A 14,619-nucleotide genomic window follows, 5' to 3' on the forward strand; every position below is an offset into this window, starting at 1 on the left:
TCTCCTAAATCCTATTCTTTTCATTTTTCCATTTACAATTGTACCATATAATTCACCAATTTTACCTAATGTTACTTTTTTGTTATAATTATAATCAAACTGTAACAAAAATAAGATACAGCTTTGGCTGTACCTTATTGCATCACTGTTTTATATAAATTATTTTGGCTATGTTCATAAATAAAGTCTATTACTCTACCGCTTATAGTCACTGCTATAATTGAATAAAATACATCATGTGCTGATAAATATGAAAGTGATAGTACCAAAATAAAAATGTCTGAAATCATATAAACATTACCTAAATTTAAAGATGTAGCCTTAGAAATCACCAATGCTAAAGCATCGTCTCCTCCAGATGCACATCCTGCACTAACTATAATTCCTACACCTATACCTACACTTAATCCTGCTAAAATAGTAGATAAAAACATATTATTAATCTGTGGAACAATAGGTCCCATAGTTTCAAATATATTGTATAAAACTGAAAAACTTATAGATGCAAATACAGAATATCCAAAGAATTTTTTTCCAAAAAATTTATATCCTACTAATAGAAGTGCTATATCTATTATTATGTTAGCTATAGCCGGTTGGATATTGAATAAATTCTTTAACAGTAGTAAAAGTCCTAACACTCCACCTTCTGTTATATCATTTAAATAATAGAAATTGTAGACTCCAAAAGCTAATATAGCTGAGCCTAATATAATTTGCAGTATTTTCTCTGCTGATCGCCGCGTGGCCATTTTTTATCCCTTCCTTTTTTCTTAATTTAATATCATTATATAGGATAAAAAACACTTTGTATACGGCACTTTTATAAAACTTAAATTATACAAAATTTAAAACTTTTTTTCAATACTTTTTCAATTGTTTTTTTATGTTTTTTCATAAAACTCATACACCTTAGTAATTTCAACACATACACACGATGTATTTAACAAAAAAGTTTAGATTAACTACTTTCCTAATTTAGTATACATAAATATTTGTTTATATAAATTTTTTATTTGTTTAGAAATACTATTCTATAATTTATACCTTTTTATTATTTATACAAAAATAAAAAGTAAGTATCCTAAATAAATAATTGGACACTTTGCTTTCTATGTTTATCTAAAATAAACTGTATTCTTAGATTTTATAACTATTTTCACTTTATCCTGTTCTTTGTATATATCATTATTAGAAATAGCTTTTAAAACTATATCTTTAACCTGTATATCATAATATGTTTTTTCACCTGCATATCTTTTTCTTTTTATGATGCCTTCTATACCCTCTTTATAATCCATCGAATACAAAGATATATTTTCTTTAGGTATCATAATGTTAACTTCTTTTAAATCCTTTTTTAAGTTTGACTCAAAACTAATTATATTACTTTTAAATATCCCTTCTTCAATACACCCTTTTATATAATTTCTTTCTCCAAATATATTAGCAACTTCTATACTATTTGGATTTTCATATAAATTTTTAGGTGTATCAAATTGCTTAATTTCTCCATCTAACATAACTGCTACCCTGTTACTCATAGTAAGAGCTTCTTCTTTGTTATGAGTAACCATTATAGTAGTTATATTTAATCTCTTTTGAATAGATAAAACAAATTCTCTCATTTCATTTCTTAAATTTATGTCTAAATTTGAAAAAGGCTCATCTAATAGCAATATTCTAGGATTGAGAACTAATGCTCTAGCCATAGCTACTCTTTGCTGTTGTCCTCCTGATAATTGTGATGGGTATCTATTCTTATGTTCTTTTAATTTTACTAAATTTAAAATTTCTTCTACCTTTTTACTTCTTATATCCTTAGTTACTTTTTTCATTTTTAAACCAAATTCTATATTTTCATACACTGTCATATGAGGAAACAATAAATAATCTTGAAATACTATTATAGCTCCTCTTTTTTCTGTTAAAATATTTATAACTGATTCATTATTAAATACAATATCACCACTATCTACTTCTAGTAAACCTGCAATTAGTTTTAATAATGTACTTTTTCCACATCCTGATGGACCTAATAATGAAATAAATTCACCTTCTTCCACATCTATCGTTATATTTTTTAATACATTTGTATTATTAAAACTTTTAGTTAAGTTGATGATTTTAACCGATGACATAGTCATTCTCCTTAAAAAATATTAGTTTATTTACTAAAAAAATTTTTTTCATCAATAATTTTATAATGCTTATTTATTTTACGTTCAACTAATAACAAAACTATCAAACTTACTATTAAAAATAGTAAACTATATAATGAACCTATCGTTCTATCTCCACTTTGTATATAAGGAAACATTACCATTGGATATGTAATTACACTTCCTCCACCTATAAGCATTGTTAAAAAGTACTGACTAAAAGAAATTATAAAGCACATACTTGATGCACCAATTATACCCGGAAGTATAAGTGGTAAAGTTATGTATTTAAAATTATTAAAACTATTTGCTCCTAAAACTTTACCTTGCATTTCAAACTTATCTCCAACTATTCTATATACATCCGCAATTATTCTAACAGCATATGGAATACATGGTAAAATATTTATAATTATCACTCCAAATATATTGTTTGCAATACTTAATTGTATAAATACTATATGTATACCCATTGCTACTGAAATTAAAGGTATAATTATTGGAGATAAAATTAAAACTTCAAAAAATCTTTTACCTTTAAAATTATATAATGTAATTGATTTTGCTGCTGGTATACTTATAATTAGTGTAATTAGTACTACTATTATAGATAAACATATACTATTAAAAATCATTTTTAAATTAGATACATTTAAAATATATTCAATTCCTCTTAATGAGTATTGTTGTGGTAGTATATATGGAAATGGCCATGAATTTGTAAATCCCCATAATACTAGTACTATAAACGGTACTATAAAAGCTATAAGTATCATATCTATAACAAATTTATTAAATTTAATTTTCATATACCTCACCTATAATTTATATCTATATAATCTCTCGAATAATTTATTGTATATTACTAATAATACAAAACTAATACAAGATAATATTGTGTTCATACACATAGCTATCGGCCTTTGCATTAAGTCTGAGCTTGAATAATATATATATGCTTGAACAGATAGCGCTTTTGGTATAGATGGACCTATTAAAAAAGGTACTTCAAACGATCCAAAAGCAAATGCAAATAATATAATAAATGAAGATATTATACTTGGCATTGCAAGTGGTAGCATTATATATCTAAAAATTTGTAATTTATTTGCCCCTAAATTAACAGCTACATTTTCTAAATTTTCATTTATATTTACTAATATATTATAGGTAGTAAGAGTTATGAAAGGTATTCCCTTCCATAAATATACAAGAATTATACCTATTCCATTTTCATCAGATACCATACTTATAAACTCATTTGGGTCATTTATAATATTTAAATTATATAAAAATCTTGATATTAAACCTGTTTGAGAAAATAAAGTAAACATTAGTAGTACTACTACTATATGAGGTACTATTATAGGTAAATTTAAAATACCTTGTCTTAATTTCGAAAATTTATCATTTATCATGAAATATGCTAATAAAATTCCTAAAATAACTGCTAACATAGCAGATATAATAGATGTTTTTAAACTAAAAAATAAAGAATTTATAAATGTAGAACTTCTAAAAATTTCTCTATAATAATCCAAAGTTATATTATTTAAACCTATTTGTGGAAAATATCCTAAACTTTGTAAAATACAAGTTGTAATACCTATACCCATTACCCCTATAAGAATGACTGTTATGGGTATAAGCAATATATATGGTTTTAATTTATTTTTCACCCTCTAAAACCTCTTCTAACCATATTTTTTCTATAATAGGAACTAGTCCTGCTTTTAACTCAGGTACTGTCTTTTCTATCGCTATAGTTTCTTTAAATTTAGATTTATCTTCAGTAGGTACTTTTTTCATATCTAAAACAGTTGTATCTCCCCAATTTTTAGCTTCTGTCTTAGATCCTTGAGCATCTATACTCATTAGGTAGTCAATAAGAACTATAGCACCTGCTTCATTTTGTGAATTTTTAGGTATAGTTAAAAAATGAGTATTACTTATATTACCTTTATCAAATTCAATTACTTTAGTATTCTTGCTAAATTCTCCATTTGCAACTCTTCCCATCAATTGATTTGGTGAATAAGTCATTGTAAAATATGTTTCATTATCAGAGAACATATTGTCTAATTGAGATGTAGTAGCTGGATAAGTTTTTCCTTTATTCCATAAATAAGGCTTTATTTCATTTAAATAATCAATAGCTGGTTGTATAACTTGTTTAATCTTAGCTTTATCTTCTGGCAAACTAGCTACATTTTCATATCCTACTATGTCATATATTACATTTCTCACAAATGCACTACCTGTGAAATCTGGAAGTGAAGGGTATGTAAATTTACCAGGATTCTCTTGAATTACTTTTTTTAATGTTTCTGTATTATTTATTTTAGAACTAATTTTACTGGTATCTGTAACCATTGCAAACTGTGATTTTCCCCATGGAGCTTCCATTGAATCTACATTAGTTCCAAAATCTGTAGTTATATCTTCTGATGATTTATCTACATATTTTTCATAATTAGAAAGCTTATTTGTAAAAGGTCCAAATAATAAATCATTTTCTTTTGCTGTTTTAAAATTTTCTCCATTTATCCATATTACATCTATATTTCCTTTTGAGCTTCCTGCTTGTTTTTCTGATAATAATTGATTTAATATATTATCTATATCCATACCTACTCTTTTTACATTTATATCATATTTTTGTTTCATTTGAGATACTACATAAGTATCAAACCACTTATTCATTACCTCATTTCCTCCATAGCCATAAAAGTTTACAGTACTACCTTTTGCTAGGTCTACTATCTCCTCATTCGTTTTAGTTAAAACGTCTAATTTTTCACTATTATTTGATTGTTTTGAGCATCCTACTAAGTAAAAAGTAAGTACTATACATAAGATAAACACTAATTTCTTTTTCATAAAAACCTCCTTTTATTTCTTTAATTTTTTTCCTAAATGTACTCCCTTATATCTTGTTTTCCACTTATTAATCACAGTAGTCTTTTCTTGGTAAAATTTATTTTTATTTATGACCATATTATTAAATAATAAATCTAATATATGTATTGTAGGTTTGCCTACACTTATCATAGATTCACAACATGATTGACAGTAACATATTATATTTTCTGTTTTAGCTTCTCTAGATCTTCTCTCCATTTGTTTTTTTGCTACTTTTGGATTTGTAACACCTACCATAGCACCTGCTCCACAACACTGAGTTTTTTTTCTGTTTTGATCAAATTCAACTACTTTTATTCCTAACTTATATAGTATTTTTCTAACATCTTCATGTACATTATTTTCATATCTAACTGGACATGGGTCATGTAATGAAAATTCTATTGAAATATCATTATAAGAATTCTCTAATTTTTTTGGTAAACCATATTTATTGATAACTTCCCAAATCAAAGTAACCTTTACATTCGGACTATTTTCTTTGATTGTTTTATAGCAATTTGGACAGGCTACTATAACTTCATTTATATTATTTTCTTTAAATAATTTTTCTAATCTAGAATAATATTGATTAAATTTGTTCTTATCTCCTAACGATAACGTTGGCTTTGAACAACACTCAAATATTAACCCCAAATCTTTTATATTACTATTTAAATAGTCATATGTTTTCAACACTAAATCTGCATTATAAGCTGAAAGACTACATCCAGGTAAAAATACTTTTCTTGTGCTTTTATCAATAAAACTTCTTGAAAATATACTTGAAAAGCTATTTATTTGATGAAACCTAATAGTATTTATACCAAGTTCTTTTATACTTTTAGTATTTTCAGTAAATATATTAACTCTCATATTATAAAACATTTCTTTTAAATCTATATCTTTTGGACATTTTACTTTGCAAACATCACAATTCATACAAGAATAAGGTATATTTTTATCTACTTTTTTTTCGCATAACATCTCCTCCATTAATTTTTTTGGTGACGATGAATATTCTTTCATCATTGGACATACATTAAAACATTGTTTACAATTTATACAGTAATTTTTATTTACCTCAATTTTTTTTAAAATATCACTATTTAAATCTATCTTATCCATAATATTGTCCTCCATATGAAATAACTTACTTAATATTTAATTTTATCATTGCATACCTTCTTTATAAGATATATCAATATACTTATCGCAAATAGTGTAAGTATTCCCATCATCATTAATTTAGATCCACCTGTAAGCATTCCTCCAACATAAGAATATACAATCGTTGCAGGAAGTTGTCCTATTCCTGTTGCTATAAAAAATGATATAAAACTCATTGATGTAAGCCCTGCTGCATAACTTACTAAATCAAATGACATAAAAGGCAATAATCTAGCTATTAATATTGTATGTTTTCCATACTTTTCAAAAAATTCATCTACACTTTTTAATGCTAATTTACTTGTAAGTCTCTCAACTATGTTTCTTCCTAAAAATTTAGATATAAAGAAACACATTGCTGCTCCTGCCATTGCACTTGTCCAAGAAAGTATTGCACCATTTATCCAACCAAATAAAGCTGCATTTGAAAATGTTATAATGAATGCTGGAAGTGGTGCTACAACTGATTGTAATATCATAAGTAAAAAAGATATTACTGGAGCCAATATACCAAATGATAATATGTATGACTTAAGACCATTTAAGTCTAATTCTGTAAAATATTTAATTATTTTATTTATACTTTGATTTATTGTTGGTACTAACAAATAAACACTTGAAAAAATCAAAATAATTACCAACGTAATCCAAAATGTTTTTTTACTTTTTTTTATTTTAATATTTATAATAATACACATCCTCTCGATAATTGTAATATTTTTATATTTTATATAAAATTCACAAATATGATTATATCAAATATTTTATTTTTAGATTTATAGATAATATCTATTAATTCATTATTAAATATATTTTTTTTCGATAATTATATTTTATTAGGTATGATATTTTTTATTTTATATTAAATTTTACTAATAATGTTAATATTATTAGTATTAATTGTTTTAGTATGATATCATTAATAGATTATAATAAAAATAAAAGTTAGTAATGAGAGGTAATAAACTATGAATTTTAAAAATCTTGGAATTAGCGATAATATAGTAAATATACTTAACCGTAACAGTATAACTAATCCAACTCCTATTCAACAAGAAAGTATACAAATAATCAAAGCTGGTAATGATGTTATTGCAGAAGCTCAAACTGGAACTGGAAAAACTCTAGCATTTTTGCTTCCTATTTTTGAAAATATATCTCCTGATGTTAATTTTGTTCAAGCACTAATTTTATCTCCTACAAGAGAATTAGCTATTCAAATAACTGAAGAAGCTAATAAATTAAAAGAAGGTAAAAACATAAATATCCTTGCAGCTTATGGTGGAAAAGATATTTCATCTCAAATGAATAAGCTAAAAGGTAACATACACTTAATTATAGCAACACCAGGTAGACTTTTAGATCATATTGATAGAAAAACTGTTAATCTTAGTAAATTAAAAACATTTGTATTAGATGAAGCTGATCAAATGTTATTTATGGGCTTTAAAAATGAAATTGAAGCTATTATGAAAGAACTACCTAAAAAACGCCAAACATTATGTTTTTCTGCTACTATGGATTCACAAGTAAAAAAATTAGCTTATAGATATATGAATGATCCTTCTATAATTTCTATAAAAAAAGAAGAAATAACATTAGATACAATTAAACAAGAAGTTGTAGAAACAACAGATAGAAAAAAACTAGATGCTTTATGTGCTGTTTTAAATGAAGATAATCCTTTTATGTCTATAATATTCTGTAGAACTAAAAGAAGAGTTGATGCTCTTGAGCAATCTTTAGGAGAACGTGGTTATAACTGCCAGAAAATCCATAGTGATATCCAACAATCAAAGCGTGAAAGAATAATGAAATCTTTTAGAAATGCCGACATACAATATTTAATTGCAACTGACGTTGCATCTAGAGGAATTGACGTTTCTGGTATTACTCATGTTTATAACTATGATATCCCTGAAAGTACTGAAGATTATATTCACCGCATAGGTAGAACTGGTAGAGCTGGTGATGAAGGTTATACATGTTTGTTTATAGATCCCAAAAACGAAAATGCCTTATCTGAAATTGAAGAGAAAATCAAATTTAAAATTCCTAGAAGAGAAATTAATATTTAATATGAAAATATAAACTTCCTAGAATAATCTAAATAAGGACTGGAGATTTTCGCTTCAGTCCTAGATAATACTTTTCCTTATTTAACTAGATTATTAATTTAAGTCCAGAAGTATTTCACTTATTACAGCTTCAGCATCTTCTATTACATACTTAGGATCAGCTTCATAATATTCTCTATCTATAAATCTTTCTATATTTTCTATACATTCAACTTCAGCACTAGTTGCAAATAATATTATTGTAGCACTTTCTATATCATATTTTGGAATTTCATTTATTATACTTTCATTGTTTTGTACCTCTGATCTTACACAATAACCTAACTTTTTCCCAGCTTCTTCAAGAGCTTGTGCACATTTCGAACTATCACATACTGCGATTATTTTTTTATCCATTTTACATTCCTCCATATTCTTTAAAATCATAATAATAATTATACTTTATACTCCAAATATTGCAAGTATCACAGATTCCATTCTTTCTAACTTTTAATTAAATATAAATATAAAAAACTATTCTAAAATTACTTAGAATAGCTTTTATATTTATATATTATTTAGTTACTAATTTTAATTCTACTGGTATAAAAGTATCTATAGTTTCATTCTTTAGTACCTTGTCTATAGCATCTACTGCTGTTTGACCTATTAATAAAGGTTGTTGTGCTACTGTAGCAGCCATTTTTCCTTTTTTAACTGCATCTACTGCATCATCAGTTGCATCAAATCCTACTACAAGAACATCCTTCATTCCTTGATCCTCTAATGCTTTTTGTGCCCCTAGTGCCATTTCATCATTATGAGCAAATACTGCATCTATTTCTCCCTTTGATTGAATAATATTTTCCATAACTGAAAGTCCCTTTGTTCTATCAAAGTCAGCAGTTTGTTTTGCAACTATATCAAATCCACTACCTTTAATTCCATCATTAAACCCTTTACCTCTATCTCTAGTTGCAGACGAACCAGCAAGTCCTTCTAACTCAACTAATTTACCTTTACCACCTAATTGTTCTTTTAAAAATTCGGCTGCCATTTCTCCTCCAGCTATATTATCTGATGCTATATGAGATACAACTTTACCACCATTAGCTGCTCTATCCACTGTCATAACTGGTAATTCTGAATTATTAGCAATCATTACAGATGCAACTGCTGAATCTGAATCAACTGGATTTAAAAGTACTATAGATACATTTTTAACTGTTATATCTTCCATATTAGAAACTTCTTTAGCTGGGTCATTTTGTGAATCAAGTACCACAACTTCGTATCCTAATTCCTTAGCTCTTTTTTCTACTCCATTCTTTAAATCTACAAAGAATGGATTGTTTAAAGTAGACACTATAAGTCCAATTTTTTTAGAATCAGTATCTTTTTGTTGACATCCTACTAAAGTAAAACTAGCTAGTACTATTACCATTATTATAGAAAGAAGTTTTTTCATTTTTATCTTCCCTCCTTAATTATTTTTTCTGTCTAAAAGAACAGCTATTAATATAACCGCACCTTTAACCATCATTTGATAATACGATGATACGTCTAGTATATTAAGAGCATTACTTAATACTCCTATTATTAATGCACCAATTATAGTTCCTGTTATTTTCCCCTTACCACCTGCAAGTTTTGTTCCTCCAAGTACAACTGCTGCAATTGCGTCTAGTTCATATCCACTTCCAGCAGTTGGTTGTGCTGAATACAATCTTGAAGTTATTATAATACCTGCTATTGATGCTAGTATACCACTTATTGTATATACCCATATTTTAACTTTGTCTGTATTAATTCCTGATAATTTTGTTGCATCTTCATTTGAACCTAATGCATAAGTATATCTTCCCATTTTTGTACTTTTAAGTATATAAAAACATATTGCAAACACTACTATCATAGTTATAGCTGGATTTGGTATGCCTAATAATGTACCTCCTCCTATTTTTCCAAATGACATTGCTAATTCATTACTTCCTAAAGTTATTGGTTTTCCATCTGTAAAAACTAATGTTAATCCTCTAAGTATTGTCATAGTTGCAAGAGTTGCAATAAATGGTTGTAATTTACCTTTTGCTATAACAAATCCATTTAAAAACCCTACTACAGCTCCTACTACTATTGCTGCTATAGTTGATATTATTATATTCTGTCCTGAAGCTAATAAGCTTGCTGCTATAGCTCCACTTATAGCTAATGTAGACCCTACTGATAAATCTATACCACCTGTCAGTATAACAAATGTCATTCCTGCTGCTATTATTGCATTTACTGATGTTTGTCTAAGTATATTTAAAATATTCTTAGAGCTTAAAAATGATGGGCTAAGTATAGATACAATTACTATTAACATTATTAGTCCAATTAAGCTTTTATACTTAACTATTATTTCTTTAAAATCTATATTTTTTGAATTATTATTTTCTATTGTTGATGATTTATTCAATGTTATGCCTCCTTGGATTCAACTGCACATTTTAAAATTGCTTCTTGCGTTGCAGATTCTATATCAAATTCACCGGTAATTCTACCTTGACTTAAAACTAATATTCTATCACTTAATCCTAATATCTCTGGCATTTCAGAAGATATCATTATTACTGCCTTACCTTGACTTTTAAATTCATTTATAAGATCATATATCTCTTTTTTTGCTCCAACATCTACTCCACGAGTAGGTTCATCAAGTATAAGAACATCTGGATGTATCATAAGTGCTTTTGCTATCGCAATTTTTTGCTGATTTCCTCCACTTAAATTTCTTATTAGTTGATTTATACTTGGAGTTTTTATACTCATTCTATCTATATAACTATTAACTCTTTCAAGTTCTTTATTTTTGTCTACTTTAAAAAATGATGATATTCTATTTAAAGATGCTATAGACATATTTTCTTTAACTGACAAATCTAATATTAATCCATCACCTTTTCTATCTTCAGAAACATATGCTACCCTATTTCCAACACCATCTTTAGCTGACTTATTTTCCATCAGTTGACCTTTTTTATATATTTGACCACTAGTCTTTTTAAAATGACCATATATAGTTTTTGCCAACTCAGACCTTCCTGCCCCCATAAGTCCAGATATACCTACAATCTCTCCACTTCTAACTTCAAAAGAAATGTCTTTTATATACTCATTAGTTAAATTTTCTACTTTAAGTACTACATCTCCCATTTCAGTTTTTACTCTTGGAAATTGTTCTGTTAACTTTCTTCCTACCATCATTTCTATCATTTTATCTTCATCTAAGTTTTCTATACTTTCAGATCCAACATATTTTCCATCCCTTAAAACAGTTATATAATCACATATCTCGAATATTTCTTTTAATCTATGTGATATATATACTACTGCTTTTCCTTCATTTTTCAATTCATTTATTACATTAAATAAACTTTTAGTTTCCTTGTCTGTAAGGGCATCTGTTGGTTCATCCATTATTATTATTTGAGCATCAAGAGACAATGCTTTTGCAATTTCAACCATTTGTTGCTGTGCTATACTTAAATTTTCTACTAATTCTTTTGAACTTGTCGTTACATTTAACTTTTTAAGTAACTTATCTGAATCACTATAAAGTTTTTTATAATCTATACCAAATCCCTTTTTAGGTTCTCTTCCTAAAAATATATTTTCTCCGATTGTTAAATCTGGTAATAAATTTAACTCCTGATGTATTATAGCTATTCCTTTTTGTCCTGCATCTTTTGTTCCTTTTATATCCGTTAATTGACCTTTATAGTAAATTTCACCTTTATCTTTTTTATAAACACCACTTAAAACTTTCATAAGTGTTGATTTTCCAGCTCCATTTTCACCCATAAGTGCCATTACTTTTCCTTCATAAAGTTCTAAATTAACACCATCTAGAGCTTTTACTCCAGGGAATTCCTTAACTATATTTTTCATTTGTAAAATAGGGCTCTTCATTTAAAATACAACTCCTGATTTTAATATAATATTTGCATATGGAGTACACTCTCCAGTTCTTATCACTGCTTTAGATTCTGTAGTCATGCTTTTAAATTTTTCATGGCTAACTTTAGTTACTTTTACATTTTCAAATCTCTTTAGTATTTGCTCATACATATTATTATTTTTTTCTTCTATTTCCGTGGCAATAATTATTTCTTCAACACATAATTCTTCTAATACTGTGTCTAGTGTTTCTAAAAATGACGGAACTCCGTATTTTAGGGCTAAATCTATTCTTTGAACATTATTTGGTATAGGTAAACCACAATCACCTATAGTTACACTATCTGTGTGCCCCATTTTTGATATAGTATATGATATCTCACTATTTATAAGTTTTGTTCTTTTCATTTTTAATTACCCCCTAAAGTTTGCTACATCTTCTAATGTAGGTAATGAACTTTGAGCTCCTTCTTTTGTAACAGTTAATGCTCCAACCTTTGAAGCAAAATCCATAGCATCTTCTACACTTTTATTACTAGCAAATGCTACTGCTAATGCTCCTGTATAGCTATCTCCTGCTGCTGTTGTATCTATAGCTTCTACCTTATATGATTTTTTAAAAATCATATCTTCTTTATTTATATATAAACTTCCTTTAGATCCTAAAGTAACTATTAATTCTTTTACACCTTTATTTATCATAGCTTTAGCTGCTTTTTTTATATCATCTTCATTTTTTATTTCTATTCCACTTAATATTTCTAGTTCTGTTTCGTTTGGAGTCAATAAATCAACATTAGCTATAATGTCATCTTCTAACTTTACTGCTGGTGCAGGATTTAATATAGTATACTTTTCTAACTCTTTAGCTTTTTTTAGTGCATACTTTATAGTTTCTATTGGTGTTTCCAATTGAAGTACTACTATATCACTTTCATTTATAGCTTGTATATTTCTATCTATATAATCTGAATTTACCTTAAAGTTAGCTCCTGGTGCAACAACTATAGAATTTTCTGCGTTTTTATCTACAGTTATCATAGCTACACCTGTAGAACCATCTTCTATATTTACATATTTTGTATCTACCTTATCTTTTTTTAATGCACTTATTAAAGTTTGTCCGAATCCATCAGTTCCAACTTTACCTATCATATTAACATTTCCACCAAGTCTTGCCATAGCAACTGCTTGATTAGCACCTTTTCCACCAGGTACTTCTTTGAAATCACTTCCTATTAATGTTTGACCACCTTTAGGCATCGTGTCTACTTTTACTACTAAATCCATATTTAAACTTCCGATAACACATATCTTTTTCATAAGTATCCTCCTGATGAATGTATTATATAATGAATAATTTTATTCTATTTTAATTTTACTTATATAGAGTATCATATTAATTTATTTAGTGCAACATATTTAGTTAAATTGTATAATTTATATATTAATTGTTTTATTTTTAACTATTTTGTCTTGAAATAATAAAACCACACTATAATTAGTGTGGTTAATATATTAACTATATGTGTTTTATCATAAATTTCATTATTTCAAATACTTCAAATTCAATTAAGCTAAATAGTTTATATACAACATGATTTTTAGGAGCATTGTCTGATTCCTCGTCTCTTATCCATGTTCTTAAGATTGCCTCTTCGTTTTCACTATACTCAACACTTAAAATAGGTGTATCAAAGTCTTTTATATCTACATCAAATATATATGTCCTATTATTAGTATCTGTTATATATTTTTCTATATAATTTATTTTTAGTTTTCTGTTTTCAAAAGTAATTTGTGACATTATAAATTCCTCCTATATATCTATATCTTATCCATAATAAAGACTAATTATAAAATATATAGGATTATTTTTAAAATAAAAAATTCGCTTCGCTCATGTCGCCAACGACTCTGTCCGTTGCTCAAAATGTCATTTTTTACATTTCTAAACTCATTAATATCATCATTATTCATATGGTTATCCACATGAAATTAGACAATATAGTTTCCTTACATGTAAAAAAGACTACGTGGCTACGTCCTACTCTCCCAGGAGGTTGCCCTCCAAGTACCATCAGCGCTAAAGAGCTTAACTTCTGTGTTCGGAATGGGAACAGGTGTATCCTCTTTGCTATTATAACCACATAATCTTTATGCTTAACATTTCTATTAAGTTTTAGAGTTAATACTCTAAAAACTGCATACATTTAGGAATTATCATTTTAATTCTTGGTCAAGTCCTCGATCTATTAGTATCGTTAAGCTAAATACATTACTGCACTTACACCTTCGACCTATCAACCAGGTAGTCTTCCTGGGATCTTACCCTTACGGTGGGAAATCTTATCTTGAAGTAGGCTTCGCGCTTAGATGCTTTCAGC

Annotated in this window: 15 protein-coding genes and 2 rRNA genes; 1 reads left to right on the plus strand and 16 read right to left on the minus strand. The window is 27.1% G+C overall.

All coding sequences use genetic code 11. The features are described from left to right. Window positions 1–134: 134 nt before the first annotated feature. The 7 genes from CHF27_RS07105 to CHF27_RS07135 form a co-directional block, all read right to left on the minus strand. On the minus strand, window positions 135–752 hold the full coding sequence (locus CHF27_RS07105; protein WP_095405842.1) for a YitT family protein: 618 nt from the start codon (window positions 750–752) through the stop codon (window positions 135–137). Between the two features lie 366 nt (window positions 753–1,118). After that, the gene (locus CHF27_RS07110) at window positions 1,119–2,141 is read right to left on the minus strand and encodes an ABC transporter ATP-binding protein (RefSeq protein WP_095405841.1); all 1,023 of its coding nucleotides are present in this window, start codon (window positions 2,139–2,141) and stop codon (window positions 1,119–1,121) included. A gap of 26 nt (window positions 2,142–2,167) precedes the next feature. Continuing rightward, window positions 2,168–2,971, minus strand: a complete 804-nt coding sequence (locus tag CHF27_RS07115; RefSeq protein ID WP_095405840.1) for an ABC transporter permease — start codon at window positions 2,969–2,971, stop codon at window positions 2,168–2,170. A gap of 9 nt (window positions 2,972–2,980) precedes the next feature. Beyond that, window positions 2,981–3,841: an ABC transporter permease gene (locus tag CHF27_RS07120; protein ID WP_095405839.1), complete on the minus strand. Its 861-nt coding sequence runs from the start codon at window positions 3,839–3,841 to the stop codon at window positions 2,981–2,983. Beyond that, the gene (locus CHF27_RS07125; protein WP_095405838.1) at window positions 3,831–5,042 is read right to left on the minus strand and encodes an ABC transporter substrate-binding protein; all 1,212 of its coding nucleotides are present in this window, start codon (window positions 5,040–5,042) and stop codon (window positions 3,831–3,833) included. The genes CHF27_RS07120 and CHF27_RS07125 overlap by 11 nt, the downstream gene beginning before the upstream one ends. 12 nt (window positions 5,043–5,054) lie before the next feature. Further along, window positions 5,055–6,191, minus strand: a complete 1,137-nt coding sequence (locus CHF27_RS07130) for a (Fe-S)-binding protein (RefSeq protein ID WP_158534732.1) — start codon at window positions 6,189–6,191, stop codon at window positions 5,055–5,057. A 29-nt stretch (window positions 6,192–6,220) separates the two neighbouring features. After that, window positions 6,221–6,931, minus strand: a complete 711-nt coding sequence (locus tag CHF27_RS07135) for a TVP38/TMEM64 family protein (protein ID WP_330409772.1) — start codon at window positions 6,929–6,931, stop codon at window positions 6,221–6,223. A gap of 270 nt (window positions 6,932–7,201) precedes the next feature. On the opposite strand from CHF27_RS07135, the gene CHF27_RS07140 reads away from it, so the two are divergent. Then, window positions 7,202–8,311, plus strand: coding sequence for a DEAD/DEAH box helicase (locus CHF27_RS07140; protein ID WP_095405836.1), 1,110 nt, complete (start codon window positions 7,202–7,204; stop codon window positions 8,309–8,311). Window positions 8,312–8,404: 93 nt separating this feature from the next. Here CHF27_RS07140 and CHF27_RS07145 read toward each other — a convergent pair whose 3' ends face one another. The 9 genes from CHF27_RS07145 to CHF27_RS07185 form a co-directional block, all read right to left on the minus strand. Then, window positions 8,405–8,707 (minus strand): PTS sugar transporter subunit IIBC, encoded by a 303-nt coding sequence (locus tag CHF27_RS07145; RefSeq protein ID WP_095405835.1) that lies wholly within the window; start codon window positions 8,705–8,707, stop codon window positions 8,405–8,407. Window positions 8,708–8,864: 157 nt separating this feature from the next. Then, on the minus strand, window positions 8,865–9,758 hold the full coding sequence (gene rbsB / locus CHF27_RS07150) for a ribose ABC transporter substrate-binding protein RbsB (protein ID WP_115976035.1): 894 nt from the start codon (window positions 9,756–9,758) through the stop codon (window positions 8,865–8,867). Window positions 9,759–9,773: 15 nt separating this feature from the next. Beyond that, window positions 9,774–10,751 carry a ribose ABC transporter permease gene (rbsC, locus tag CHF27_RS07155; RefSeq protein ID WP_274541558.1) on the minus strand — a complete coding sequence of 326 codons (978 nt, stop codon included), beginning with the start codon at window positions 10,749–10,751 and terminating at the stop codon, window positions 9,774–9,776. Between the two features lie 2 nt (window positions 10,752–10,753). Further along, window positions 10,754–12,244, minus strand: a complete 1,491-nt coding sequence (gene rbsA, locus CHF27_RS07160) for a ribose ABC transporter ATP-binding protein RbsA (protein ID WP_115976038.1) — start codon at window positions 12,242–12,244, stop codon at window positions 10,754–10,756. Then, entirely contained in the window at window positions 12,245–12,640 is a 396-nt protein-coding gene (gene rbsD, locus CHF27_RS07165) for a D-ribose pyranase (protein ID WP_115976040.1), read from the minus strand. It abuts the gene before it with no gap. Window positions 12,641–12,646: 6 nt separating this feature from the next. Further along, the gene (rbsK, locus tag CHF27_RS07170) at window positions 12,647–13,555 is read right to left on the minus strand and encodes a ribokinase (protein WP_115976043.1); all 909 of its coding nucleotides are present in this window, start codon (window positions 13,553–13,555) and stop codon (window positions 12,647–12,649) included. A gap of 199 nt (window positions 13,556–13,754) precedes the next feature. Further along, the gene (locus tag CHF27_RS07175; protein ID WP_115976046.1) at window positions 13,755–14,039 is read right to left on the minus strand and encodes a hypothetical protein; all 285 of its coding nucleotides are present in this window, start codon (window positions 14,037–14,039) and stop codon (window positions 13,755–13,757) included. Between the two features lie 227 nt (window positions 14,040–14,266). Continuing rightward, window positions 14,267–14,383, minus strand: a 5S ribosomal RNA gene (rrf, locus tag CHF27_RS07180). An 84-nt stretch (window positions 14,384–14,467) separates the two neighbouring features. Beyond that, window positions 14,468–14,619: ribosomal RNA gene (locus CHF27_RS07185) — 23S ribosomal RNA — on the minus strand; the annotation flags it as partial.

It is taken from the genome of Romboutsia maritimum, from assembly GCF_002251085.2.
GTDB classification, from domain to species: Bacteria; Bacillota; Clostridia; order Peptostreptococcales; family Peptostreptococcaceae; genus Romboutsia_B; species Romboutsia_B maritimum.

What these genes read in the sequence shown, in the direction of transcription:
- CHF27_RS07105 (WP_095405842.1), bottom strand. Translation starts at nt 752, where the DNA reads ATGGCCACGCGGCGATCAGCAGAGAAAATACTGCAAATTATATTAGGC.
- CHF27_RS07110 (WP_095405841.1), bottom strand. Translation starts at nt 2,141, where the DNA reads ATGTCATCGGTTAAAATCATCAACTTAACTAAAAGTTTTAATAATACA.
- CHF27_RS07115 (WP_095405840.1), bottom strand. Translation starts at nt 2,971, where the DNA reads ATGAAAATTAAATTTAATAAATTTGTTATAGATATGATACTTATAGCT.
- CHF27_RS07125 (WP_095405838.1), bottom strand. Translation starts at nt 5,042, where the DNA reads ATGAAAAAGAAATTAGTGTTTATCTTATGTATAGTACTTACTTTTTAC.
- CHF27_RS07130 (WP_158534732.1), bottom strand. Translation starts at nt 6,191, where the DNA reads ATGGATAAGATAGATTTAAATAGTGATATTTTAAAAAAAATTGAGGTA.
- CHF27_RS07135 (WP_330409772.1), bottom strand. Translation starts at nt 6,931, where the DNA reads ATGTGTATTATTATAAATATTAAAATAAAAAAAAGTAAAAAAACATTT.
- CHF27_RS07140 (WP_095405836.1), top strand. Translation starts at nt 7,202, where the DNA reads ATGAATTTTAAAAATCTTGGAATTAGCGATAATATAGTAAATATACTT.
- CHF27_RS07145 (WP_095405835.1), bottom strand. Translation starts at nt 8,707, where the DNA reads ATGGATAAAAAAATAATCGCAGTATGTGATAGTTCGAAATGTGCACAA.
- rbsB (WP_115976035.1), bottom strand. Translation starts at nt 9,758, where the DNA reads ATGAAAAAACTTCTTTCTATAATAATGGTAATAGTACTAGCTAGTTTT.
- rbsA (WP_115976038.1), bottom strand. Translation starts at nt 12,244, where the DNA reads ATGAAGAGCCCTATTTTACAAATGAAAAATATAGTTAAGGAATTCCCT.
- rbsD (WP_115976040.1), bottom strand. Translation starts at nt 12,640, where the DNA reads ATGAAAAGAACAAAACTTATAAATAGTGAGATATCATATACTATATCA.
- rbsK (WP_115976043.1), bottom strand. Translation starts at nt 13,555, where the DNA reads ATGAAAAAGATATGTGTTATCGGAAGTTTAAATATGGATTTAGTAGTA.
- CHF27_RS07175 (WP_115976046.1), bottom strand. Translation starts at nt 14,039, where the DNA reads ATGTCACAAATTACTTTTGAAAACAGAAAACTAAAAATAAATTATATA.